At 73.0% G+C, this 24,275-nt stretch carries 18 protein-coding genes; 8 read left to right on the top strand and 10 right to left on the bottom strand.

Features of this window, described 5'->3' with window-relative positions; all coding sequences use genetic code 11:
* Positions 1-16 precede the first annotated feature (16 nt).
* The 4 genes from V1260_RS09325 to V1260_RS09310 form a co-directional block, all read right to left on the bottom strand.
* A complete protein-coding gene (locus tag V1260_RS09325; RefSeq protein ID WP_329746541.1) occupies positions 17-736 on the bottom strand; it encodes an MOSC domain-containing protein in 720 nt (239 codons plus the stop codon).
* Positions 733-2,613 carry a translation elongation factor 4 gene (lepA, locus tag V1260_RS09320; protein ID WP_329746540.1) on the bottom strand — a complete coding sequence of 627 codons (1,881 nt, stop codon included), beginning with the start codon at positions 2,611-2,613 and terminating at the stop codon, positions 733-735. The genes V1260_RS09325 and lepA overlap by 4 nt, the downstream gene beginning before the upstream one ends.
* Positions 2,614-2,754: 141 nt before the next feature.
* Positions 2,755-3,672, bottom strand: coding sequence for an alpha-E domain-containing protein (locus V1260_RS09315; protein WP_329746539.1), 918 nt, complete (start codon positions 3,670-3,672; stop codon positions 2,755-2,757).
* Positions 3,659-5,341 (bottom strand): circularly permuted type 2 ATP-grasp protein, encoded by a 1,683-nt coding sequence (locus V1260_RS09310; protein WP_442878147.1) that lies wholly within the window; start codon positions 5,339-5,341, stop codon positions 3,659-3,661. The genes V1260_RS09315 and V1260_RS09310 overlap by 14 nt, the downstream gene beginning before the upstream one ends.
* A gap of 62 nt (positions 5,342-5,403) precedes the next feature.
* Between V1260_RS09310 and V1260_RS09305 the strand changes: the two genes are divergently transcribed.
* From V1260_RS09305 to holA, 5 genes are all read left to right on the top strand, one after another.
* Positions 5,404-6,093, top strand: coding sequence for a type II toxin-antitoxin system PemK/MazF family toxin (locus tag V1260_RS09305; protein ID WP_329746538.1), 690 nt, complete (start codon positions 5,404-5,406; stop codon positions 6,091-6,093).
* Between the two features lie 281 nt (positions 6,094-6,374).
* Positions 6,375-6,641, top strand: coding sequence for a 30S ribosomal protein S20 (rpsT, locus tag V1260_RS09300; RefSeq protein WP_329746537.1), 267 nt, complete (start codon positions 6,375-6,377; stop codon positions 6,639-6,641).
* Positions 6,642-6,902: 261 nt separating this feature from the next.
* Positions 6,903-7,796, top strand: coding sequence for a helix-hairpin-helix domain-containing protein (locus V1260_RS09295; RefSeq protein ID WP_329746536.1), 894 nt, complete (start codon positions 6,903-6,905; stop codon positions 7,794-7,796).
* Positions 7,797-7,803: 7 nt separating this feature from the next.
* Entirely contained in the window at positions 7,804-10,170 is a 2,367-nt protein-coding gene (locus V1260_RS09290) for a ComEC/Rec2 family competence protein (protein ID WP_329746535.1), read from the top strand.
* A gap of 34 nt (positions 10,171-10,204) precedes the next feature.
* Positions 10,205-11,194: a DNA polymerase III subunit delta gene (holA, locus tag V1260_RS09285; protein WP_329746534.1), complete on the top strand. Its 990-nt coding sequence runs from the start codon at positions 10,205-10,207 to the stop codon at positions 11,192-11,194.
* 61 nt (positions 11,195-11,255) lie between these two features.
* On the opposite strand, the gene V1260_RS09280 is transcribed toward holA, so the two are convergent.
* The 5 genes from V1260_RS09280 to V1260_RS09260 all read right to left on the bottom strand — a co-directional run bounded on the left by V1260_RS09280 (position 11,256) and on the right by V1260_RS09260 (position 17,966).
* The gene (locus tag V1260_RS09280) at positions 11,256-11,993 is read right to left on the bottom strand and encodes a vitamin K epoxide reductase family protein (RefSeq protein ID WP_329746533.1); all 738 of its coding nucleotides are present in this window, start codon (positions 11,991-11,993) and stop codon (positions 11,256-11,258) included.
* Positions 11,994-12,089: 96 nt separating this feature from the next.
* Entirely contained in the window at positions 12,090-13,076 is a 987-nt protein-coding gene (locus V1260_RS09275) for an NAD-dependent epimerase/dehydratase family protein (protein WP_329746606.1), read from the bottom strand.
* Positions 13,077-13,081: 5 nt separating this feature from the next.
* Positions 13,082-15,775: an alpha/beta fold hydrolase gene (locus V1260_RS09270; RefSeq protein WP_442878146.1), complete on the bottom strand. Its 2,694-nt coding sequence runs from the start codon at positions 15,773-15,775 to the stop codon at positions 13,082-13,084.
* Positions 15,772-16,809: a 3-oxoacyl-ACP synthase III gene (locus V1260_RS09265; protein ID WP_329746531.1), complete on the bottom strand. Its 1,038-nt coding sequence runs from the start codon at positions 16,807-16,809 to the stop codon at positions 15,772-15,774. The genes V1260_RS09270 and V1260_RS09265 overlap by 4 nt, the downstream gene beginning before the upstream one ends.
* Positions 16,810-16,931: 122 nt before the next feature.
* Entirely contained in the window at positions 16,932-17,966 is a 1,035-nt protein-coding gene (locus tag V1260_RS09260) for a sugar phosphate isomerase/epimerase family protein (RefSeq protein ID WP_329746530.1), read from the bottom strand.
* A 66-nt stretch (positions 17,967-18,032) separates the two neighbouring features.
* Between V1260_RS09260 and V1260_RS09255 the strand changes: the two genes are divergently transcribed.
* Together V1260_RS09255 and V1260_RS09250 are read left to right on the top strand one after the other, a co-directional pair.
* Positions 18,033-19,268 carry a GNAT family N-acetyltransferase gene (locus tag V1260_RS09255; protein WP_329746529.1) on the top strand — a complete coding sequence of 412 codons (1,236 nt, stop codon included), beginning with the start codon at positions 18,033-18,035 and terminating at the stop codon, positions 19,266-19,268.
* 34 nt (positions 19,269-19,302) lie between these two features.
* On the top strand, positions 19,303-19,920 hold the full coding sequence (locus tag V1260_RS09250) for a thymidine kinase (RefSeq protein ID WP_329746528.1): 618 nt from the start codon (positions 19,303-19,305) through the stop codon (positions 19,918-19,920).
* Between the two features lie 88 nt (positions 19,921-20,008).
* On the opposite strand, the gene V1260_RS09245 is transcribed toward V1260_RS09250, so the two are convergent.
* Complete coding sequence (locus V1260_RS09245; protein WP_329746527.1) at positions 20,009-20,422, bottom strand: hypothetical protein; 414 nt, start codon at positions 20,420-20,422, stop codon at positions 20,009-20,011.
* A gap of 198 nt (positions 20,423-20,620) precedes the next feature.
* On the opposite strand from V1260_RS09245, the gene V1260_RS09240 reads away from it, so the two are divergent.
* The gene (locus V1260_RS09240) at positions 20,621-24,073 is read left to right on the top strand and encodes a bifunctional proline dehydrogenase/L-glutamate gamma-semialdehyde dehydrogenase (protein WP_329746526.1); all 3,453 of its coding nucleotides are present in this window, start codon (positions 20,621-20,623) and stop codon (positions 24,071-24,073) included.
* Positions 24,074-24,275: the final 202 nt, after the last annotated feature.

Genomic DNA, 24,275 nt, shown 5'->3' with positions numbered 1-24,275 from the left:
GCCGTCGTCCCGGCTGTCACAGCCCCATCCCGAGCCCCAGTCCACGGCCGGTGGAGCGCAGGCGGTCCGGGAAGCGGGCGTCCCCGTCGGCCCGGATGAGGGCGTTCTGCGCGGCGCCGACCAGGGAGTCGTAGAGCACCGTGGAGGTGTCCTGTGCCCAGTCCAGCAGAGCGCGCGCCTGCTGCGGCGACAGCCCCCGGAAGGAGTCGGCGATGCTCACACCGTGCTCGGGCCGGGAGATCACCTCGATCGCGTCCTCGGCACGGGTCTCCCCCTCGACGAGCACCCGGAAGTAGGCGCCCGCGTGGCCGCCCTCGGTGAAGCGTCGGCCCCAGCGGCGGTCCCCCATCCAGGCGGCGAAGGTGCCGCAGGGATTGCGCGGGCAGGTCGCCTCGATCTCGGCCGACCCGATGCGCCACCGCTCCCCGATCACGGTGCCGTCGGTGTCCTGACCGGCGGTGACGAGGTTCTCGCCGAAGGCGCCGTCGGGCAGCGCCTGCGAGCGCTCGGCCGCGTACTGCTCGCGCACCTCTCGCGAGTAGGCGTAGACGGCCTTGAAGATCCCGCCGTGGTGCTCGCGATCGCCCTGCACGTCGCCGAGCACGCCGTGGGTCAGCAGCCGGATCGGGCCGTCCACGGGCCTCTTGTCGATGCCGCTCATCAGGCCCCGCTCGGGGACCGGGAAGAGCTGCGCGACCGTGCAGACCGCGGCGATCCGTCCCGCTGGGGCGGTCACTTCTTCTTGCCGTCCTTGCCGGCCTCGGCGGCGTCGGAGGAGAGCGCGGCGATGAAGGCCTCCTGCGGCACCTCGACGGAGCCGATGTTCTTCATGCGCTTCTTGCCCTCCTTCTGCTTCTCCAGGAGCTTGCGCTTGCGGGAGATGTCGCCGCCGTAGCACTTCGAGAGCACGTCCTTGCGCATGGCGCGGATGTTCTCGCGGGCGATGATGCGCGCGCCGATCGCGGCCTGGATCGGGACCTCGAACTGCTGGCGCGGGATGAGGTTCTTGAGCTTCCCGGCCATCTCGACGCCGTAGTTGTACGCCTTGTCGCGATGGACGATCGCGCTGAAGGCATCGACCGGCTCACCCTGCAGCAGCATGTCGACCTTGACGAGATCGGCGGTCTGGGAGCCGGAGACGTCGTAGTCGAGGGAGGCGTAGCCGCGCGTCTTCGACTTCAGCTGGTCGAAGAAGTCGAAGACGATCTCCGCGAGCGGCAGGGTGTAGCGCAGCTCGACGCGGTCCTCGCTGAGGTAGTCCATGCCGCCGAGCTGGCCGCGCTTGGACTGGCACAGCTCCATCACGGCGCCGATGAACTCGCTCGGCACCAGGATGGTCGCCTTCGTGATCGGCTCGCTGATCTCCGCGACCTTGCCCGTGGGGAAGTCGGAGGGGTTCAGCACCTCGACCTCGGTGCCGTCCTCCATCCGCACGTGGTAGACGACGGAGGGCGCGGTGGAGATGAGGTCGAGGTCGAACTCGCGCTCGAGGCGCTCACGGATGATCTCGAGGTGCAGCAGGCCCAGGAACCCGACGCGGAAGCCGAAGCCGAGAGCGGTCGAGGTCTCCGGCTCGTAGTTCAGGGCCGCGTCGTTGAGCTTGAGCTTGTCGAGGGCGTCGCGCAGCGCCGGGTAGTCCGAGCCGTCGATCGGGAAGAGCCCGGAGTAGACCATGGGCTTGGGGTCCGAGTAGCCGGCCAGCGCCTCGGTCGCCCCGCGCACCGAGGTGGTGATGGTGTCGCCCACCTTGGACTGACGCACGTCCTTCACACCGGTGATCAGGTAGCCCACCTCGCCGGGGCCGATGCCCGTGGTGGGATGCGGCTCCGGGGAGCTCACGCCGATCTCGAGCAGCTCGTGGTGGGCACCGGTGGACATCATGTCGATCCGGTCGCGGGCGCGCAGGTAGCCGTCGACCACGCGGACGTAGGTGACCACGCCGCGGTAGGTGTCGTACACGGAGTCGAAGATCATCGCGCGGCAGGGCGCCTCGACCTGTCCCTCGGGGGCGGGGAGGGTCCGCACCACGTGGTCGAGCAGCTCGGGCACGCCCTGGCCGGTCTTGCCGGAGACCCGCAGCACGTCCTCCGGCTCGACCCCCACCAGCTGGCCGATCTCCGCGGCGTACTTCTCCGGGTCCGCGCCGGGCAGATCGATCTTGTTGAGGACGGGGATGATGGTGAGGTCGTTCTCCATCGCGAGATACAGGTTCGCGAGGGTCTGCGCCTCGATGCCCTGGGCGGCGTCGACGAGCAGGATCGCGCCCTCGCAGGCGGCCAGCGAGCGGGAGACCTCGTAGGTGAAGTCGACGTGGCCGGGGGTGTCGATCATGTTCAGGGCGTAGTTCACGCCGTCGACCTGCCACGGCATGCGCACGGCCTGGCTCTTCACGGTGATGCCGCGCTCGCGCTCGATGTCCATGCGGTCGAGGTACTGGGCGCGCATCGCGCGCTCGTCGACGATCCCCGTGATCTGCAGCATCCGGTCGGCCAGCGTCGACTTGCCATGGTCGATGTGGGCGATGATGCAGAAGTTGCGGAGCCGCTCCTGGGGCGTCGACGCGGGCACGATGTCCCGGGCCTCATCGGCAGCGATCCTCGGGGTCACCGGCATTCGTCCTCTCGTACGGGGATCCGGGCGCGCGCGTGCGCCGGGCATCGGTCCATCGTCTCACGGTCGGCTCCCGTCGCCGCCTCGCCCCGGCGCCGACGGGCCGACGTCACACGGGCTCGTCGGGTCCGGGGTGCCCCTCGCTCAGCTCGCGGGATGGAAGTAGGTCGCACCGAGCGCGCGGGTGACGGCGCCCGTGACCATCTGCAGCTGCTCCATCTCCTCCTCGAAGTCCGCGACCAGGTCCTCGAGGGAGCGGAAGCGGAGGCTCGCCGCGGCGCGGCCCACGATCCGCCGTCCCGGCTCCTCGGTGCCCATACGGTCGAAGGTCGAGCCGTGGAGCTTGGCGAGGGTGTCGAGCGCCTCGTCGACCTCCATCAGGCAGTACGCGGCCGAGCGCGGGAAGATCGAGTCCAGCAGCAGGAACTCGATCGCGCGCGAGGCCCGCACCCGCCCGCGGTAGGAGCGGATGTACGCCTCGTGGGCGCTGCAGGTGCGCAGCAGCAGCACGGTCGAGGCGTCGGTGGTGTTCTCGAGGTCGTGCCCCTGCAGGACTCGGGCGAGCATGTCCACCCGCTCGAGCAGCTGGCCGATGCGCAGGAACAGCCACGCCTCGTCACGGGTCATCGAGGAGTCGATCAGGCCCGTCACCACGGCGCAGCGGTCCGTGGCGTACTGGAAGGCGCCGTGCATCCGGGAGGGCCACAGCTGACGGGGCAGGCCGAGGGTGGTGGCGTTGATCGACTCCCACACCTCGGTGGACAGCACCTCGCGGGCGCCGCGCGCGTTCTCCCGCGCCGCCTGCAGCGCCCCGGCGACCGAGGAGGGGTTCGCGCGATCGGTGACCAGGTCCTCGAGCACCTCCTGCACGGTGAGCTGCTCCTCGGCCGGCCGCTGGATCCCGAAGATCTCGTACAGCGCGCGGCAGGAGTCGGAGACCCCGAGGTCCGGGTCCTCGGTGAGGGACTGCAGCCCCACGTCGAGGATGCGGGCGGTCTGATCGGCTCGCTCGACGTAGCGGCCGATCCAGAACATCGAGTCGGCGATCCTACTGAGCATCATCGGCCCCCTTCGGCGCGGTGTCGGTCTCCAGGTCCAGGGCGTCCTCCACGTCGATCAGCGGGATCGCGGCGGTGACCGGCGCGGGCTCGCGGACGCTCGGCTCGGCCGCCTCCTCGCGGGGGTCGTCGAACTCGTCGCCGTCGAGGTCGGTGGGGTCCTCGATCCCCTCCTCCGCGAATACGGCCGACGGGACCTCGCCGGCGGCGGGTCCGGCCCCCGGGGCCGAGCGCTCGGGAGCGAGCACCCAGGTGTCCTTGGAGCCGCCGCCGCGGGAGGAGTTCACGATCATCTCGCCGCGAGGCAGGGCGACCCGGGTCAGTCCACCGGGCAACACCCACACGTCGTCGCCGCTGTTCAGGGCGAAGGGGCGCAGGTCCACGTGGCGCGGCTCGGGCCCGTCCTCGACGAGGGTGGGGATGGTGGAGAGCTGCACGACGGGCTGCGCGATCCAGCCTCGGGGGTCGGCGCGCAGCCGCTCCCGCAGGGCGTCGAGCTCCGCGGTGCTCGCAGCGGGACCGATCACGATGCCCTTGCCCCCGGAGCCGTCGACGGGCTTGACCACCAGCTCGTCGAGCCGGTCGAGCACCTCGGCGAGGGACTCGGGTTCCTCGAGGCGCCAGGTGTCGACATTGGGGAGGATCGGCTCCTCGGAGAGGTAGTAGCGCACCAGGTCGGGCACGTAGGTGTAGGTCAGCTTGTCGTCGCCGATGCCGTTGCCGATCGCATTGGCGACGACGACCGTGCCCGCGAGGATCGCCCGGACCAGACCGGGCACGCCGAGCATGGAGTCGGGGCGGAACACCTCGGGGTCGATGAAGTCGTCGTCGGTGCGCTTGTAGATGACGTCGACGCGGCGCAGTCCGGCGGTGGTGCGCATGTAGATGCGGTCGTTGCGCTCCACGAGGTCGCCGGCCTCGACCAGCTCGACGCCCATCGTCCGCGCGAGCAGGGAATGCTCGAAGTACGCGCTGTTGAAGCGGCCCGGGGTGAGGACGACGACGGTCGGGTCCTCCTCCGCGGTGTCCGGGGCGGCGGCCTGCAGGGCGGAGAGCAGCCGGCCCGGGTACTCGCCGACCCGGCGCACGGGGCGGCTCGTGAACAGCTCCGGGAAGGTCTGCGCCATGGCGCGGCGGTTAGAGAGGACGTAGCTGACCCCGCTGGGGGTGCGGACGTTGTCCTCGAGCACGCGGAACTCGCCCGAGCCGTCGCGCACGAGGTCGATGCCGGAGATGTGGATGCGCACGCCGTTCGGCGGCCGGTAGCCGCGCATCGCGTCGACGACATAGGTCGAGGAGCGAACCAGCTGCTCGGGGATCACCCCGTCGGCGACCGCGCGCTCCTCGGTGTAGAGGTCGTCGAGGAAGTGCTCGAGGGCGCGGACGCGCTGGGCGATGCCCCGCGAGACGCGCGCCCACTCCTCGGCGTCGATCACCCGGGGGATCGCGTCGATCGGGAAGGGGCGCTCCTCCCCGGCGTAGTCGAAGGTGATGCCCTGGTCGAGATAACTGCGAGCGAGCGACTCGGAGCGGGCACGGAACTCCTCGGGGCCGAGCCCCGAGAGCGCCTCGTGCAGGGCGGCGTAGGTGGGGCGCACGACGCCGTCGGGCGCGAACATCTCGTCGTTGCCCGCGCTGGGGTCGACGCTCCGGAACAGCGGGGTGGAGGTCATGCGTACCATTCAACACCGTCCCCACCTCGGCTCGGGCGAGAGCGCCCAGGAAGAGACGACCCATGTCGCTGCTGTCCCGGCTCGGTTCCCTCGCCCGCACCCTCGCCCGCGATCCGCAGGTCCGTCACGGGGTCACGCGACTCGGGCGGGAGGCCCTCGAGTCCGTCCGCGAGCGACGACGCGGCACGCCGCAGGAGGCGCGCCGCCCGGGCGCGTCGGACTCCCCGGCCCGCCGGACCGACACCCCGGAACGTCCCGGACAGGAGACCGCGGGACAGCGATCCTCGGACGGCGCCGAGAGCGACGGCGCGCTGCACGACCGCACCGGCTCCTCCGCTCTCGCGCTCGAGTACGCGCCCCGGGACGACGACCACGCCGATCCGGGCGAGATCGCCTGGGCCTGGGTGCCGTTCGAGGAGGACATCACCCACGGAAAGGACCGCCCGGTGCTGGTCCTGGGCCGCGAGGACGCCGCCGTCGGCGGACGGGACGGCAGCGGTGACGTGCTGATCGCCCTGATGCTCACCTCCCGCGACCGCGCCGCCACCGGCGGGGTCTCCACCGACGAGCACGGTGCGACGTGGGTGGACATCGGCTCCGGGGACTGGGACGCGCAGGGGCGCCCCTCCGAGGTGCGCGCCGACCGGCTGCTGCGGATCGCCCCCGGGACGGTGCGCCGCGAGGGGGCCCGGCTGGACCGCGACCGCTACGACCGCGTCGCCGCGGCGGTGCGCCGAGTGCACGGCTGGTGAGGCCGATGACCAGGCCGATCATCTGAGAGACACGCCGCACATAGGGTTCGTGGCGAGGTTCCGCTCTGCTAGAGTCCTTCTCCGTATGTGTGACATACCGTTCGGTGTGCGCAAGCCGTCGACCCGCCGTGTCAGGGTCGAGGGATCTGCGACCCGGATGAGTACTCGTGGCAGCGTCCCGGTACCGACGTCTCCAGGCGAATCCCCACCGCCGTCCCCGTCGATGCCGGTCCTCGGCCGCCGCGGGAGATCCACCAGAGCATCACAAGAGAAGAGTCTTCGTGGCAAACATCAAGTCCCAGATCAAGCGGAACAAGACGAACGAGAAGGCGCGCCTGCGCAACCGTGCGTACAAGTCCGAGCTCAAGACCTACGTGCGCAAGGTGCGCGCTGCCGTCACCGCGGGCGACGCCGACGCCGCCGGCGAGGCGCTGAAGCTCGCCTCGCGCAAGCTCGACAAGGCCGTCTCCAAGGGCGTCATCCACCAGAACCAGGCCGCGAACCGCAAGTCCGGTCTCGCCAAGCTGGTGGCTTCCGTCCAGGCCTGATCGCCCGGCACCACGCCTCGGGAGAGCCCCGCATGCCCCGGCATGCGGGGCTCTGCTGCGTCCAGGCCCGCTGCGCGCGATGATCCGATGGGCCGGACCGGGCCAGCCCGCGTCCCCGGGGCCGCGGGACGGCGGCGGTCCACTCCCCCGCCGGCGTCCCGGACGCCACCGGCGGCCCGGACCGTTCCTCCCCAGGGGCGGTCCGTCCCCAACCGTCCCGCTCCGGACGCGCTCTGCGGCGCCCCGATCTACGGTCGCGCCATGGGAGCATCACGAGAAGCAGGGCGCGGGTCCCGGCGGGCCGCGCGACACCGGCGGGCATCGGCGGGGCCCGGAACCGTCCCGCGCGACGAACCGGAGCCGCTCGACGCGGACGAGCCGCTGGTCCGTCGCCTCGACCACGCCCCGCAGCGCCCTTCCCGCCTGCGCCGCCTCCCCGCGCCGACGCCCGCGGCGCTCGTCGGCCTCGCGGTGCTCGTGCTCATCGCGGGCGGCGTCATCCATCTCTCGAGCGCGGGCACCGCCGTCCCCCTCGACGAGACCGCCGCGACGGGAGAAGAGGTGCCCACGGGCGCCAGTGATACGGGGAGCGGCGCCGGGAACAGCGCGGGAAGTGGCGCAACGGCCCCGACTCCCTCGGAGGGGCCTTCCACCGCCCCGGAGGACTCGGCCGGGGCCGAAGCGGAGAGCACCGACGAGGTGGTCGTGCACGTCTCCGGCGCGGTCACGGCGCCGGGTCTCGTGCGCCTGCCCGCGGGGTCCCGCGTCGACGATGCGCTGCGCGCGGCCGGGGGGACCACCGAGGAGGCGGACCTCTCGGCGATCAATCTCGCCCGGCCCCTGACCGACGGCGAGCAGGTGCACGTACCCCGGCCCGGGGAGGAGCCGCCGCCCGTGGCCGCGGCCCCGGCGGGGTCCTCCGGGGAGCCCGGCGCCGGAGACGGCGCCCCCGCCTCCGCAGCGTCTCCGATCGACCTCAACACCGCGACGGTGCAGCAGCTCGTCGAGCTGCCCGGGGTAGGCCCCGCGATCGCGCAGCGGATCGTCGACCATCGCGAGGCGAACGGCCCCTTCACCTCGGTCGACGACCTGCTCGAGGTCTCGGGGATCGGCCCAGCGACCCTCGAGAAGATCCGTCCCCTCGCCACCGTGTGAGCTCCCGATGCGCCGCTCCGACCTGCTCCTGCTCCCCGGCGCCACCGCCGTCTGGGCTCTCGCCGTCCTCGGCGTCACCGCGGGGGCCGCCGCCGCGATCGCCGCGGGCGCCGTCCTCATCGCCCTCGTCCTCACCGCGATCCTGCTGACCGGCGGCACCAGCACCGCACAAGGTCTGTTCGCGCATGTGGCCGTGGTGGTCCTCGCCGGGGCGCTGCTGTTCCCCGCCCTGCTCCGGCACAGCGGCACCGACACCGCGCTCGAGGACGCCGCCGCGTCGGGACGGATCGTCGAGCTCACGCTCGTCGCCGGTGGAGACCCGGCAGCGCCGACGAGCGGACCCGCGTGGAGTCGCGGCGGCCTGCAGACGATGGCGCGCACCGTCCGCGGCACCGTCCGCATCGGCCGTGAGGAGAGCCGCCTGCCCGCCTCCGTCCCCCTGCTGCTGCGCGCCGACGGAGCGGCCGCCGAAGACCTCGGCCAGGCCCGGGACAGCGACCACCTCCTCGTGCGCGGCACCCTCTCCGCCTCGGGAGGCCTGCTGGTCCTGCGCGCGCACGAGGTGACGGTGCTCGGCCGGGGCGGGCCGGTGGGCCACGCCCAGGAACTGCGGCACCGACTGCGCGCCGAGGCGAGGGAGGCGACCTCCCACCTGCCCCCGGATGAGGCCGCGCTCGCCCGCGGCATGACCACCGGGGACACCGCGGGCCTGAGCGCGCGCAGCGAGGAGATCATGCAGCGCGCCGGGATCTCGCACCTGGTCGCGGTCTCCGGCGCGAACATCGCCCTGGTGCTCGCCGCCGTGCTCGGGCCGCTGCTGCTCGCCGGGGTGCGCCGACGGCCGCGGATCGCCCTGGCAGGCCTGGCGATGGCCGGCTACGTGTGGATCGTCGGCGACGAGCCGAGCGTGCAGCGCGCCGCGACCATGGCCGCGCCGCTCCTCGCCGCCCGCTTCGCTGGGGTGCGCGCCTCCCCCGTCGCGGCCCTCGCGCTGACGATCGCGCTGTGGTCGGTGCTCGACCCCGTCACCGCCGCGTCGATCGGTTTCCTGCTCTCCGCCCTCGCGACCGCCGCGATCCTTCTCGCCGCGCCCCCGCTCGGCCGCGCGCTGGTCGCGATGAGCGGCGAGCGGATCGGGGAGACCACCGCGCTCGTCCTCGCCGTGCCCCTCGTCGCCCAGTTCGCCTGCACCCCGCTGCTGATCCTGCTCTCCCCCGAGGTGTCCGTCTGGGCAGTCCCCGTGAACATGATCGTTGGGCCCCTCGTCGGGCCCTCGACCGTGATCGGCCTCGTCGCCCTCGTGCTGGGCACGGTGCTACCCGGGGTCGCCGCCGTGCTGTTCACGGTCGCCGCGGGCGGCGCTCACCTGGTGCTGCTCGTGGCCCGCACGGCGGACGCCCTGCCCGGCTCACGGATCTCCGTGCCCGAGGGGACCGCTGGGGTGCTCCTCGCGATCGCGGCGATCCTCGGCCTCGCCCTCGCGATCGCCGGCCGTCGACGGCGGCTGGTGCGCTGGGCGAGCGCGGCCGTACTGGTCGCCCTGCTGGCACCGACCGTCGGACGGGTGGCGCTGCCCGGGAGGAGCTCCCCGGAGTGGATCGTCGCCGCCTGCGCCGTCGGCCAGGGGGATGCGGTGCTGCTGCGCTCAATCGGGCCGCCGGCGCGGGCGGTGACCGTCCTGATCGACACCGGACCGGAGCCCGAGCCGCTGCGCGAATGCCTGGATCGGCTGGGGGTGCAGCGCATCGACCTGCTCGTCCTGTCCCATCCGCATGCAGACCACACCGGGGGCCGGGCCGCACTCTCCGGTGCCCGCCTCCCGGCCGAGCAGTGGATCTGTCCGCTGCCCGAGGCCGCCGGGCAGGTCGTGCCCGGTCCCGCCGCGCGGGCCGCCCGCACGGGGGACGCCTGGGAGCGGGACGGGCTCACGCTCGAGGTGCTGTGGCCGCCGAGCGCGGAGGCGGCGCAATCGGCCGCTGCCCGCGAGGACGGCTCCGGGGAGGGCGATGCCGCGAACGACTGCTCACTCGCCCTGTCCGTGCGCTGGCCCGACGGCACGCGCCTGGTGAGTCTCGGCGACCTGGAGCCCGTCGCGCAGGCCGAGCTGGAAGCGCTCGATCCCGGGCCGACGGACCTCCTCAAGGTCGCCCATCACGGCTCGCGGCGTCAGGATCCGGGTCTGTACGCGCAGCTGGACGCGGACCTCGCCCTGATCACCGTCGGCGCCGACAACACCTTCGGCCATCCCACGGACGACCTCCTGGACCTGCTCGCCGGCACGGGCACCCGGGCTGTGCGCACCGACCGCCACGGCACCGTCGTACTCCCCGCCGAGGACCCCGGGGCGCCACGCTCCGTCGGCCCCGCCCGCTAGGATCGTGCGGGTCCCCGAGCAGTCAGGAGCTCCCGTGAGCGATGTCGAGTGGCACAGCGTCCCCCTCGCCCCGATCGTGCTCCTCCAGGGCACCGAGCCGCTGATCGCCTCGCGCGCCCTCGAGCGGCTGCGGCGCCTCGCCCAGGAGGCCGATCCCTCGGTCGCGGTCCACGAGCTGGTGGGCGAGTCCGCGGGGGCGGGAGCACTCGCGCAGGTCGCGAGCCCGTCGCTCTTCGGGGAGCCGCGCTTCGTGGTGGTGCCCGAGCTGCAGTCCGCCCCGGACGCCCTGGTCGGCGAGCTGCTCGACTACCTGCCGCGGCCCGAACCGGATGTCACCCTGGTCCTCATCCACCGCGGCGGCAACCGCGGGAAGAAGCTGCTGGACGCGCTGAAGAAGGCGGGGGTGCCGCGGGTCGACGCGAGCCCCGTGAAGCGCCTGCAGGACAAGCAGGCCTTCGTCGCCGCGGAGTTCGCCCGCACCGAGCGCCGGATCCAGCCGGAGGCTCTCGGCGCGCTCGTGGACGCCTTCGGCACCGATCTCTCCGAGCTCGCTGCCATCAGCCGTCAGCTCATCCACGACTCCATGCCCGAGCCGGGGCAGCAGGCACCGGTGGTGAGCCTCGAGGACGTCCACGCCCTCACGGCCGGTCGTGTCGAGTCCACCGCCTTCGCCGTGGCCGATGCCGCGATCGCCGGGCGCGAGCAGGAGGCGCTGCAGCTCCTCCAGCAGGCACAGCTCGCCGGGGCCGATCCCGTGCCGATCGTCGCCGCGATCGCCTCGAAGATGCGCTCGCTCGCGAAGGTCACCGCCCCGAACGCGAGCGCCCGCACCCTGGGCATGCCGGACTGGATGCTGCGCAACCTCGGACGCGAGGCGCGCGCCTGGAACGACCGTTCCCTCGCCCGGGCGCTCGAGGCGGTGGCGCGCGCGGATCATGAGGTGAAGGGCGCCGGCCGTGATCCCCGCTGGTCGGTGCAGCGCATGGTCATGGAGATCTGCCGGGCTCGACGCGCCGCCCGCTGAGGGACGGGCTCGGATCAGCCTGTCAGATCAGCCCATCGGATCAGGCTCTCAGATCAGTTCGTCAGATCAGCCCGAAGGTCGCGAGCCACTGCCGCCAGAAGCCGGCGGCGATCACCAGGATCACCAGCAGGTACCAGGCGAGGGTCAGCACCACCCAGTGCCGCAGCACGCGGGCGAGGGGCGTCGGGAGGCGCAGGTCCCCCGCCTCGATCGTGTGGGCGAGCGCCGCGAAGAACATCGGCGCCGTGACCGTCCACACCACCATGCACCACGGGCACAGGGCGCGGATCACGAAGATCGCCGAGATCGCCAGGAAGTGGATGTACCCGAAGGCGAAGGTCATGCCGCCGAGCCGTGCCCAGCGGAACCAGCGCGGCAGCGTCGTGCCGGAGATCATCAGCGCGCCGATCGCCCCCATGATCGCGAAGCCCGCCAGGCCGATCGCCTGGTTCGGCAGGCCCAGAGCGCTCGCCTGCCAGGTCATCATCACGTTGCCGCAGGAGATGAACGGGTTGATGTCGCAGGAGAGGGAGGCGCCCGGGTTCTCGAGCAGGTACTCCTTGTCGATCATCAGCGTCAAGGCCGCGAGCCAGCCCACGAGGCCGCCGATCAGCAGCACCAGGCCCGTGGTGCGAGCAGGAGCGCGTCGTCGGGCGGCGCGTGCGGCGGCGATCTCGGCCTCGACCTCGGCGAGCAGCTCGGCGTCCGAATCGTGCTCAACGTCCGAGCCGTGCTCGGGATCGGTCGCCGCTCCTCGGGACGCGTCGGACGAGGCTGCGGGGCGGGCGGTGTCGCTCATGGGCTGCGCTTCCGGGACGGAGGGACGGGAAAGAGAGGACGGGACGGAGAGGACGGGAACGAGAGGCCGGGCGCCGGGGCCGCGGGACGGGGCGGATCAGCCGCGCACGGGGTGCTCCCGGAACCAGGCGGCGAGGCGCTCGTTGCCCTCGTCGAGGGACACCTCGGGCCTCCAGTGCAGACGCTCCTGGGTGCGCCGCTGGTCGAACCAGTGCGCGGTGGACATCTGCTCGGCGAGGAACTCGGTCATCGGCGGCTCGTCGGTCCCGGGCCGCACCTCCCAAAGCCGCTCGATGACCCGACCGGCGAGGCGTGCGGCGGCTCCGGGCACCCGCAGACGGGGCCGGGGCACGCCGGCGGCGTCGCACCAGCCGTGGAAGACGTCGCGGACGGTGCGGGGCTCCCCGTTCGTGACCACGAAGCTCTCGCCGTGCACGTCCTCGATGCGGTCCAGCGCCGCGACGATCGCGGAGGCGGCGTTGTCGACATAGGTGGTGTCGATCAGGGCCATGCCCTCGTCGAGCAGAGGCAGTCGCCCGCTCGCGGCGCGGTCCACGATCCGCCCCACCAGCTGGGTGTCCCCCGGACCCCACACGATGTGCGGGCGGACGCTGGTCACGAGCAGTCCGTCGGACCCGTCGGCGGCCATCGCGAGCAGCTCCGCAGAGGCCTTCGTGCGGGAGTACGGGCCGCGGGCCCGCTCGGGATCGGCCGGGGTCGCGTCCAGCCCCTCGATGGCGCGGCCCAGGTGCGCGACCGACGGGGACGAGACGTTCACGAGCGCGCCGCCGCCCCGAGCGCGCAGCGCCTCGACCACGTGGGAGGTGCCGCCGATGTTGATCGCCCGGTACTCCTCCTCCGGTCCGGAGATCGAGACCTTCGCGGCGAGGTGCACGACGGCGTCGACCCCGTCGACGGCGCGCCGGACGTCCTCCGCATCGGTCAGGTCGCCGCGCACGTCGGTGACGCCGGGGATTCCGGCCGGGCGGCGCTGGAACGCGGAGACTTCCGCCCCGCGGTCCCGCAGCAGGCTCGCGACGGCACCGCCCAGAATCCCAGAGGCGCCGGTGACCAGCACCTTCATCCCGCTCACAGGGAGTCCGCCCGCTCGCCGCGGAGGGTCTGCCCCGCCCAGCGGGACAGCGCGGCGCGGTCGATCTTCGAGTTGTGGCGGATGTCGGTGGGTAGGGCTCGCGTGGTGAACACGGCGACGACCTCGGCCCCGGTGCGGTCGCGCACCGCGCGGCGCACGGCCTCCTGCAGGGAGGTCTCGGCGGCGCGGGGCTTCCCCGCCTTGCCGGGCCGGTAGCCGTCCTCGGTCTCGAGGATCACGACGATCTGCTGGGTGCCGCGGGGGCCGACGACGGCGGCGCCGGCGCGGCGCACCGTCGGCACCGACTCGGCGGCCTCTTCCACCTGCACGGGGGTGAGCAGGCCGGCGGCCGTCGCGAGCACGTGCGCGGCGCGGCCCTCGATCCAGAGCCGTCCGGCCTCGTCGAGGTGGCCGACGTCGCCGGAGGCGTGCCAGCCCGCGAAGCGCATCGACGCGTGGGTGGTGCCCCACAGCATGAGGTAGCGGTCGCGCACGTGGGGGGCGCGGATCAGCACCTCGCCGGTGACGCCCGGCGCGGTGGTGATCTCGCCGGTGGTGCGGCCCTCGGCGTCCATGGCGGCGATCGCGACCTGCACCCGCGGGACGGGGGTACCGACGCACACGCCGGAGCCCTCCCCGGCGGCCTCGATGCCCTCGAGGTCGATCGCGGCGACGGCGAGGCACTCGGTCATGCCGTAGGGGGTGAGCGCGCGGGCGTGCGGCATCAGGTCCCGCAGCCCGCGCAGGAGGTGCGCGGGGATCGGGGCGCCGGCGGAGAAGAAGCTCGCGGCGGAGGCGAGGGCGGCCCGGCCGTGCTCGTCGAGATCCTTCGCGGTGTCCAGGATGTTGCGCAGCGCGGCGGGGGCGGTGAACACGGCGGGCTCGCCGAGCGCCGCGATCGCATCGGCCAGCGCGGAGGCGGTGAGCTCCCCGGGCCGGGTGATGTCCATGTCCGGCACGACGGTGGGGGCGCCGAGCGCCGGGCCGAGCAGGGCGAAGGGCGCGAAGCCCGCGACCAGTCCCCGCTCGGGGTCCAGCTGGAGGGTGTCGCCGACCGCCGTGAACATCGCGCTCATCTGCCGGTGGGTGTAGACGGCGCCCTTCGCGGGCCCGGTCGAGCCGGAGGTGAACAGGATCGCGGCGTCGTCCTCGGGATCGGGCCAGCTCGCCTCGAGAGGCGCGCCCAGATCGCGCATCAGCGAGCCGGAGCGGGCGAGCTGCGCGATCGAGGTCTCGACGCCGAAGGCGGTGCGATCCAGCGTCGGCAGCTGCTCGACGCTGATCCGACGTCCCGGCCAGCCGAGCGCCCGCGCGGCGGCCAGGGCCTTCGGGATCGCGATGATCCAGTCCGGGTGCGAGCCGATGACGGCGCGCGACAGTCCGGCGACGCCCAGGCCTGCGTCGGCGATGACCGCGACGGCGCCGATGCGCAGGCAGGCGTAGAGCACGGCGGTGAGGTCGGCGCCGGGGGTGATCAGTACGCTCACCCGGTCCCCGGGGCGCACGCCGTGGCCGAGGAGGCCCGCGGCGATGTCGTCGACCCTGCGGTTCAGCAGCGACCAGGAGATCTCGCGCGGCTCGCCGTCCCCGCCGTCCATCTCGACGACGGCGGGACTGTGGGCGTGCCGCGGATCGGCAGCGAGGCGGGCGATGGGCTCGCCGACGTGCCGCCCCGGGGCGGGCTCGGCGGCGGCCGACACCGGCGTCCAGGCGGTGCTCGCCGCGGGATCCAGCGGCTCCTCGGCGTCTCCGAAACGGGCGCGCAGCCAGTCCGCGACCAGGCCCGCGACGTCGGCATCCTCCCACACCAGATGGGAGGCGCCCTCGAATCGGTGCACGTCGGCATGGGGCACCCGGGTCAGCAGGTCCCGCAGGAAGCGGTCGGAGAAGGTGATGTCCCGCGGCCCCCACGCCATCAGGGTCGGGACGTGGAGCTCGGTGAGGCCCTGGGCGACCCGCTCGAGGGTCGCGCGCGAGGGATGGTCCGCGGCGGCGGGGATGTCGGCGACGAACTGGTCGATGCCCAGCCGGCGGGAGCGGCCACGGTACGGGGCGAGATAAGCGTCCTGGACCTCCTTCGGCAGCGGCGGCGACGACAGCGCGAGGGTCGTGCGCAGGAAGGCGTCGGTGAGGGAAGTGGAGGCGGTGCGGAAGCCGGGGGCCGAGGCGAGCTGCAGCGCCTTCGGCAGCGCCTCCTCGATCTCCTGATGCACCCCGGTGTTGGTGAGGATCATCCCGGCCAGGTCGTGCCGGTTGTCGAGCGCCCAGCCCGAGGAGATCAGACCGCCCCAGTCGTGCCCGACGGTCACCACCGGGCCGCGCAGGGAGAGCGCGTCGGTGAGCAGGGACAGGTCGGTGATGCGGTCCTGGTAGCGGCGCGTGACGCCGGTGCGCTCGGACCAACCCATGTCCAGTTGGTCCACGGCGATGACCCGCCAGGGGATGTCCTCGCGGATCAGGGAGCGGAACAGGAAGGAGTAGGTGGGGTTGCCGTGGACGGCGAGCAGCGTGCCGCGCGGGGCGATGCCGCGCTCGGCGAGCCACGGGACGGAGTCCAGCAGGTGCCAGCGGCGGGGCGTGCCAGTGTGGTCGCGCACCTCGAGGGTCCGGCTGAGCCGGGCGTCGACGCCGGGGAGGGCGGGGATCTCGGGGGCCTGCGCGCGGCGGCGGCCGGTCTGTCGCTCGGTCACCACTGGACCTCCATCATCGCGGTGTTCAGTCCGGAGCCCACGCCGAGCAGCAGCACGCGCTCCCCGCGCGCGATGTTGCCCTGGTGGTGGGCGAGGGTCATCGGCACCGCCTCGGCGGCGATGTTCCCCCAGTCGGGGAAGGTCACCGGGATGCGGTCCATACCCACCCCGGTGATCTTGGAGAAGTTGCGGGTGTACACCATCGAGACCTGGTGCGGGATGATGTGCTCGATCGAGCGGAAGTCGTGACCGGCCTCGTTGGCGGCCTTCCAGGTGTCGAGGATCAGGCTGATCCCGTTCTCCAGCAGTCCCGCGGAGTCGGTGCGCATGTCGTGCATGTCGCCGATACACAGCTCGTGGTGCTGGGTGCCGGCCCGCGCCTCGGTGCGGATCAGGCGGTGCCCCTCGGGGTGGGCGTCGGCCGGGCCGAGCACGGCGGCCGCGGCCCCGGAGCCGAGGGTGAGCGCCGCGAACTGGTTGTTGAAGTCCTCGCGCACCGCGGTCTTCGAGTTCAGGCGGTCGATGGTGCCGCGCTGGGCCCGCTCGACGTCCTCCGCACCGACGATCAGTGCATAGCGGATCTGGCCGGAGTCGATCATGCCGGCCGCCATGGTCATGGCGTTGACGAAGCCCAGGCAGGCGTTGGTGATGTCGAAGTTCATCGCGCTCGTGGGCAGGCCCAGCGAGTGGTGCACGGTCGTGGCGACCGCGGGCTCGAGGTGCTGACGGGACACCGAGGCGTTGATGATCAGGTCCACCTGATCGCGGACGATCCCGGCCTTGGCGATGGCGCGCTCGGCGGCGAGGACCACGCCCTGCCGCCAGCCGTTCTCCCGATCGCGCCACCAGCGGCGCTCGTAGACGCCGGCCACACGCTGCAGCACGCCCTTGGGCAGACGGAGCCGTTTGCGGGCGGGCGCGAGCATCTCGTCGATCTCATCGGAGGTGACGGTGACCTGCGGCAGCGACATCTCCACCGAGAGCAGGCTCGCGTTCTGATGGACGAATCCCGTGTTCCCGTTCCCACTGGCCATCTGCGCGCTGTACCTCGTTCGTTCCGTGCCGTGTCTCGTCGCATGGCCGCCCGGCGCATGCATCGGCCATTGTCACACCCGCCCCTGGAGGGTGTCCGACGGGGTGGCGGATCCCACGTCGCTCAGGCGGGGTCGTCCCCCGGGGCCCGGTCGTTTCCCTCGCCCTGCGGTGCCCCGCCCTGCGGTGCCCCGCCCTGCGGGTCCACGCCCTCGTCGCCGTCGTCAAGGTGGTGGCCGAGGTGGTGGCGGGCGAACAGCAGGCACTGGCGCAGCACCTGCTCGCGCTTCTCGGCGTTGCCGCTCGTGGAGACCTCGAGCAGCACGGACCCCTGCCAGCCCCGGTTCGCGAGGCGGCGCAGCACCTCTGCGCACGGCTGGTTGCCCTCGCCGGGCGGGAGATGCTCGTCCTTGGTCGTGCGTCCGGAGCCGTCGGCGAGATGCAGGTGCGTGAGCCGATCCCCGAGACGGTCGATCATCGCGAGCGCGTCGTCGCCCGCGGTCGCGGCATGGGAGAGGTCCACGGTGACGTGCTCGTAGTCCTCGTCGGTGGGGTCGTGGTCCGGGAGGTAGGTCATCAGCTCCCGCACGCCGAGCCGCCACGGGTACATGTTCTCGACCGCGATCGCGATGCCGTGGCGTGCCTCGAGCTCGGCCACCCCGGCCACGAACTCCTTCGCATAGGAGCCCTGCCAGCGGAACGGCGGGTGCGCGACCACCGTCGGCACCTCCAGCTCCTTCGCCAGCTCGACCGTGCGCTCGATCTTCACCCACGGATCTCGGCCCCACAGGCCCTGGAGCAGGAAGAGGGTCGGGGCGTGCAGCGAGAGGATCGGCTGCTCGTACCGCTCGACGTACTCGCGCAGCCGGTCCGGGTCCTGGCTGTCCTTGGCGTAGGAGACCATCACCTCGATCCCGTCGTAGCCGATCTCCGCGGCGAGACGGAAGCACTCCTCGACGCCGGCCGGGAAGACCGACGAGGTCGACAGACCCACAGGGATGCGCCGCTGCGGGTTCTGCTCGGAGCGCGGATCCCCGGCGGAGAGGCGCTTGAACAGCTCCTCGCGGCTCGCCCGCTGCGCACGGTTGGGGCGCGTGTACGGCTTGCGCGAGGCCAAGCGCGGCGTCCCCGTCGTAGGACGGTCTCGGCGTGGGTTCACGGCGGCTCCTCGGTCGGGATCGGGCCGAGGTCAGTATGCAACAGCACCGCCCCTAGACTCCTCGGCATGCGTGCACGCGAGCTCACCGCCGACGACCTCCTCCCCTATCAGCGGCTCACCCGTCTCGCCTTCGGCGGCGGCCCGGTCACCGAGCAGGAGGCCCGCCCCTTCTCCCCCGGGCTGATCCCGCTGGGCATCTCCTCCGCCGATCTGCCGGGCGGGGCCGACGGGGTCATCGCCGCGGGGGCGCAGATCCGTCGGGACCGGATCACGCTCGGCGGCGGCACGGCCGACTGCGGCGGGATCGGCGGCGTCGCGGTCCATCCGGCGCACCGGGCCGGCGGGCTCTTCGGCGAGCTGATGACCGCCGTGATCGCCCGCTGCGCCACCGAGGGCATGGCGTTCTCGATGCTCTACCCGGCGAACGTCGCGATCTACCGCGCCCTCGGCTATCAGATCGTCTCCCAGGTGCAGAAGGTGCAGGTGCCGCTGCTCGACCTGCAGCGCCTGCGCCCCGTGCCCGGGACCCACCTGGAGGCCGTGACCGCGCAGTCCTTCGAGCGGGTCCACGCCCTCTACCGCGAGCTGACGGCCGGGGACAACGGCATGCTGACCCGGGAGGGGCCGCTGTTCCCGACCGGGCATCCGGGCGGCACCTGGGAGGCGGTGCTGCTGGTCGGCGAGGACGGCACCGACCGCGGCTACCTCTCCTTCACCCGCACGGGCGGCGAGGAGGGCATCGGCCTCGAGGTCCATGAGGTGCTCGGCCGCACCCGCGAGGACCGCCTCGCCCTGCTCCGCTCGCTCGGCACCTGGTCCACGGTGACCGAGCAGGTGCGGATCCGCGTGCGGGCCGAGGATCCCCTGCTCGACGCCCTCCCCGGAGGGCGCACGCGTATGGATCCGCAGCTGCAGCCCTGGGTGATGGTGCGGGTCATCGACACCGCCGCCGCACTCTCGGCCCGTCCGGCGCCCGCGGGGCTCGAGGGCACGCTGCGCCTCGTCGTCACCGATGACACGGTCCCCGCCGGCACCGCCCGGGCCGCGGGCGAGTTCGTCGTGCGGATCGCCGACGGGCGGGTCGTGGTGGACCTGGAAGGTGCGGCCGACGGGTCCGACGTCGGCGGAGTGTCCGGCTCTGTGCATCTCGACGTGCATGCCGCCGCGCTGCTGCTGATCGGCGGGCGCTCGATCGCCGACGCCGAACGGCTGGGCCTCGGCGCCCGGGCCGACGCCCCGGCCCGCGCACTGCTCGACACCCTTCTCTCCGGTCCGCGGCCTGCCGTCATGGACCAGTTCTGACCACGACCCCGATCCCTGGGAGGGACCAGGCCCGATGGCCAAGCTGCACTTCAAGTACGGAGCGATGAACTCCGGCAAGTCCGACACGCTGATCAAGACCGCCTACAACTACGACGAGCGTGGCCTCGCGACCCTCACCGTCAAGCCCGCCCTGGACACCAAGGGCGAGGACTGGGTGGTGGCCCGCGGCGGTGCCCGGCGCCGCGTCGACGTCCTCGCCCATGCCGGCGAGGACCTCCGGGAGCACGTGCTCCGCTCCGCACGGGAGCGGGAGCTGCTGCCGCTGCACTGCGTCCTCGTCGACGAGGCGCAGTTCCTCGAGCCCGACCAGATCGACCAGCTCTTCCTGATCGCGAAGCGGGACGGGATCTCGGTGATCTGCTACGGACTGCGCACCGACTTCCGCACGGCGACCTTCCCCGGAGCCCAGCGCCTCTTCGAGCTCGCCGACAACGTCGAGAAGCTGCCCACCATGTGCCGCTGCGGCTCGCAGGCCGAGTTCAACTGCCGCCGGGTCGGGGAGCGGTTCGTCTTCGAGGGCGAGCAGGTCGCGATCGACGGCGAGGACTCCGGTGCCGTCACCTACATGTCGCTGTGCGGACCGTGCTTCCTCGACGAGCAGACGACGGCCGGGGTGCGCGTGCTCGGCTGAGCACGGCACCCCGGCCGTCGGGTGCTGTGGCTGGGACGCAGACGATCAGGGCCCTCCCATCAGGCGGCGGGCCCGTCGGCCCCTGTGCTCAGGAGCTGAGCGGACCGCCCTCGGAGACCTCGGCGTCGCCACCCGCGGCGGACTCGCTCGCGGCCACCCCGTCGGCCGCGGCGGTGAGATCCTCGGACTTGTCGACGCCCTGGGCACCGTCGGCACCCTCGGTGTCCCCACCCGCCAGGCGCTGCTTCGCCCCGGCCGCCGCGGATCCCACGGCCTCCTGCACGGTGGCCGCGACCTCGGGGGCCTTCGCCTTCACGGTGTCCGCCGCCTCGTGCGCGGCCTTCCCGGCGGCGTCCTTCGCCTGCGCGGCGCGACGCTTGACCTCGGGGTCGTCGGCGACCTGACGGGCCGTGCGCTCGAGGGACTCGTACGGGCCCCGTCCCATCGAGGATCCGATCACGAAGCCGATCGCCACGCCGGCCAGAAAGATGAACTTCTTCATGGTGCTCTCCCCTGCACTCGGGACTACTGCGCCGGACCGCGGTCCGCACGCGCTGACATCCCGAGACTAGCGATCACGGTCCGGGAACGGCCAGGGATCGGCGCCGCGGAACCGCGCGGAGGAACTACGATCGCCGTGGGCGACGACGCCCGCACCGCATCACCCGCCGGCGATCCCGGCGTCCGAGGAGTCACCGAGTTGTCCACGCAGTCCGAGACCGCATCCCCCGCTCCCGCCCCCACCGCCCTCACCGTCGAGGACGTGTCCGCGCAGGTGCGCACCTGGTTGGCCGCCGCGGCCACCCGGCCCACCCCGGCCCCCGCCCGCCTGCTCTCCGACCTGCTGCAGGATCCGAAGGGACTCGACTTCACGCTCGCCTTCGTGGACCGGGTGATCCGCCCCGAGGATCCGCGGGCGGCGGCCGTCGAGCTGCGCCGCCTCGCCCAGGACCCGCCGGCCTTCCTCCCCGGCGCCCTGCGCCGCGCGGTCTCCCTCGGCGGCACCGCCTCCCGCCTCGCCCCGTCGGCCGTGGTGCCCACCGCGCAGGCCGCGATGCGGCGCATGGTCTCGCACCTGATCGTCGACGCCCGGCCCCGCCCGCTGTCCGCCGCCATCACCCGTCTCACCGCCGACGGCACCACCTTGAACATCAACCTGCTCGGCGAGGCCGTGCTCGGGGCGCAGGAGGCGGCGCGACGGCTCGAGGGCGTCCACGAGCTGGTGCGGCGTCCCGACGTCGACTACGTGTCGATCAAGGTCTCCTCCGTCGTCGACCACCTGCCCCTGTGGGCCGCGGACCGCACCGTCGACCACATCGTCGAGACCCTGCTCCCCCTATACCTGGTCTGCGCGCGCGCCGAGCAGCCCACCTTCCTCAACATGGACATGGAGGAGTACCGGGATCTCGAGCTGACCTTGAGGGTCTTCGAGAAGCTGCTGGACCGGCCCGAGCTCGAGCACCTGCATGCCGGGATCGTGTTGCAGGCGTATCTCCCCGACGCCCCGCGGGCGATGGCCCGCCTGCGCGCCTTCGCCGAAAAGCGGGTCGCCGCGGGCGGCGCCCCGATCAAGGTGCGCCTGGTCAAGGGCGCGAACCTGGCCATGGAACGGGTCGACGCCTCCGTGCACGGCTGGCCCGCGGCTCCGCTCGGCAGCAAGGAGGAGACCGATGCCCAGTACAAGCGGATGCTCCTGGAGGCCCTGGACCCGCAGGGGCTCGCCGCGGTGCATCTCGGCGTCGCCGGCCACAATCTCTTCGACCTCGCCTTCGCCCACCTGCTGATGCGCGAACGGGGCATCCCCGCCGGGCCGGACAGCGGCGTCGAGTTCGAGATGCTCGCCGGCATGGCACCCGCCCAGCAGGCGGTGGTGCGGGAGACCGTCGGCACCATGCGCCTGTACGTCCCCGTCGTGCAGCCCCGGCACTTCGACGTGGCGGTGTCCTACCTGGTGCGCCGGCTCGAGGAGAACGCCTCCTCCGAGAACTTCCTGTCCGCCGCCTTCCGGCTCGAGGACAGCGACGAGCTCTTCGCCCGGGAGGAGGGGCGCTTCGCGCGCGCCCTCGAGCGCGCCCTCGGCGAGACCTCCGTCCCCACGCATCGCGTCCAGGACCGCAGCCACGAGGTCAGCGGCGGGCGCGTCGACCTGAACACCGAGACGATCCCATCCGTGCCCGGCGCCTTCCGCAACACCCCCGACACGGACCTGTCGACCCCCGCGAACCAGGCGTGGGCCGAGGGGATCACGCGGCGCATCCGCTGCTCGACCCTTGGCGAGACCGAGGCGAAGGCGGCCCGCGTCGAGTCCGCCGACGAGGTCGACGCCGCGATCACCCGCGCCCTCGCGGCCCAACCGCGCTGGGCGGCGCTCCCCGTCGAGAAGCGCGCCATGCTGCTGCGCCGCACCGCGGGAGTCCTGGCCGCGCACCGCGCCGAGCTGCTCGAGGTGATGGCCGACGAGACCGGCAAGACCCTCGAGCAGGGAGACCCCGAGGTGTCCGAGGCGATCGACTTCGCCCTCTACTACGCCGAGCAGGCGGAGCGGCTCGCCGCACACCCCGAGCTGGTCTCGACCCCCCGCCCGCTCACCCTGGTCACCCCGCCGTGGAACTTCCCGATCGCGATCCCGACCGGCGGCGTGCTCGCTGCCCTCGTGACCGGCAGCGCCGTGCTCATGAAGCCCGCCCCGCAGGCGCTGCGCTGCGGCGCGTTGCTGGGACGGCTGCTCCAGGAGGCCGGCTTCCCCGAGGGGGTGCTGACGGTCCTGGACGTCCCTGAGGACGAGACCGGTCGGGCGCTGATCTCCGATCCCCGTATCGACCAGCTGATCCTCACGGGGGCCTCGGAGACCGCGGCGCTGTTCGCCTCGTGGCGGCCCGAGCTGCGGATCCTCGCCGAGACCAGCGGGAAGAACGCGATCGTGGTGACCCCGCAGGCGGATCTGGATCTCGCCGCCCGGGACCTGGCCGCGAGCGCCTTCGGCCACGCCGGGCAGAAGTGCTCGGCCGCCTCGCTCGCGATCGTGGTCGGATCCGTGGCCCGCTCGCGGCGTTTCTACGCCCAGCTCGCCGACGCGGTCCTGAGTCTCGACGTCGACCACCCGATCGAGCCCACCGCCCAGATGGGCCCCGTCATCGAGACCCCCGGGGAGAAGCTCCGCGCCGGGCTCACCGAGCTCGGCCCCGGCGAGAGCTGGCTCGCCGAGCCGAAGCCCCTCGACGACGAGGGACGTCTGTTCTCCCCCGGCGTGCGCACCGGGGTCCGGGAGGGATCCGCCTTCCACCGCACCGAGTACTTCGGGCCGGTGCTCGGCATCATGGAGGCCCCGACGCTCGCGGACGCGGTGCGGATGCAGAACGGCACCGACTTCGGGCTCACCGCGGGCCTGCACTCCCTGGACCCGGCCGAGATCGCCTGGTGGACTGAGCACGTCGAGGCTGGGAACCTCTACGTGAACCGCGGCATCACCGGCGCGATCGTGCAGCGCCAGCCCTTCGGAGGCTGGAAGCGGTCCGCGATCGGGCAGACCGCGAAGGCCGGCGGCCCCAACTACCTCGTGCACCTGATGGACCACACCGAGGCGGACGCGCTGCCCGACCCCTCCGATCCGGCCTGGCTCGAGGCGGCCCGCCGCTCGGACCGCGAGCACCGTGCCGGCGTCTTCGCCCCCCGGGACGAGCAGGACCTGCACGGAGAGATCAACGTCCTGCGATACCTGCCGCTGCCGGTGCTGGTGCGCGCCGAGCAGGGCACCACCGCCGCGCAGCTGCGCCGCGTGCTCCACGCCGCCCAGACGGCGGGCGCCGAGGTCGAGGTTTCCGTCACCGCCTCCGAGCTCGTGCAGGCCGCGGCCGACGAGGGCTTCGCGGAGGTGACCGTTGAGGACGCCGCGGCCTTCGCCGGTCGCTACGGGGAACTCGCCGTGCCCCGCGTACGGGTGCTGGGACGGATCGGCGAGGAGCTGCGGGCGGCGGCCGCGGCCCGGATCGACATCGCCCTGTTCACCGGGGGCCCGGTCGCGAGCGGACGCGTCGAGCTGCTCGCCTTCCTCCGGGAGCAGGCGATCAGCGCGACGGATCATCGCTACGGGAACCCCCTGCCGCATCCCCTGGACCTCACCGGCGGCGCGGGCTGGGAGCGCGGCCCGGCCTGAGCGGCAGGCCGTCGGCCGCGGGCGACCGGACCTGCGGCCACGCTGCCGTCGGCCACCGGCCACCTCCGACCTCTCGCGCCGACTTCCTGCGCCGAGTGCTGCATCCGGACCGCAACGCTCCCCGTATGACGGTCCAGATGCAGCACTCGGCGCCCCTGCCCGCCCCGCCGGCCACCGAGGAGAACGAGTTGTGTGAAGCTGG

The sequence above is a fragment of the Brachybacterium sp. J144 genome, assembly GCF_036321705.1.
GTDB lineage: Bacteria > Actinomycetota > Actinomycetes > Actinomycetales > Dermabacteraceae > Brachybacterium.
This window is presented reverse-complemented; position numbering and strand designations above follow the sequence as displayed.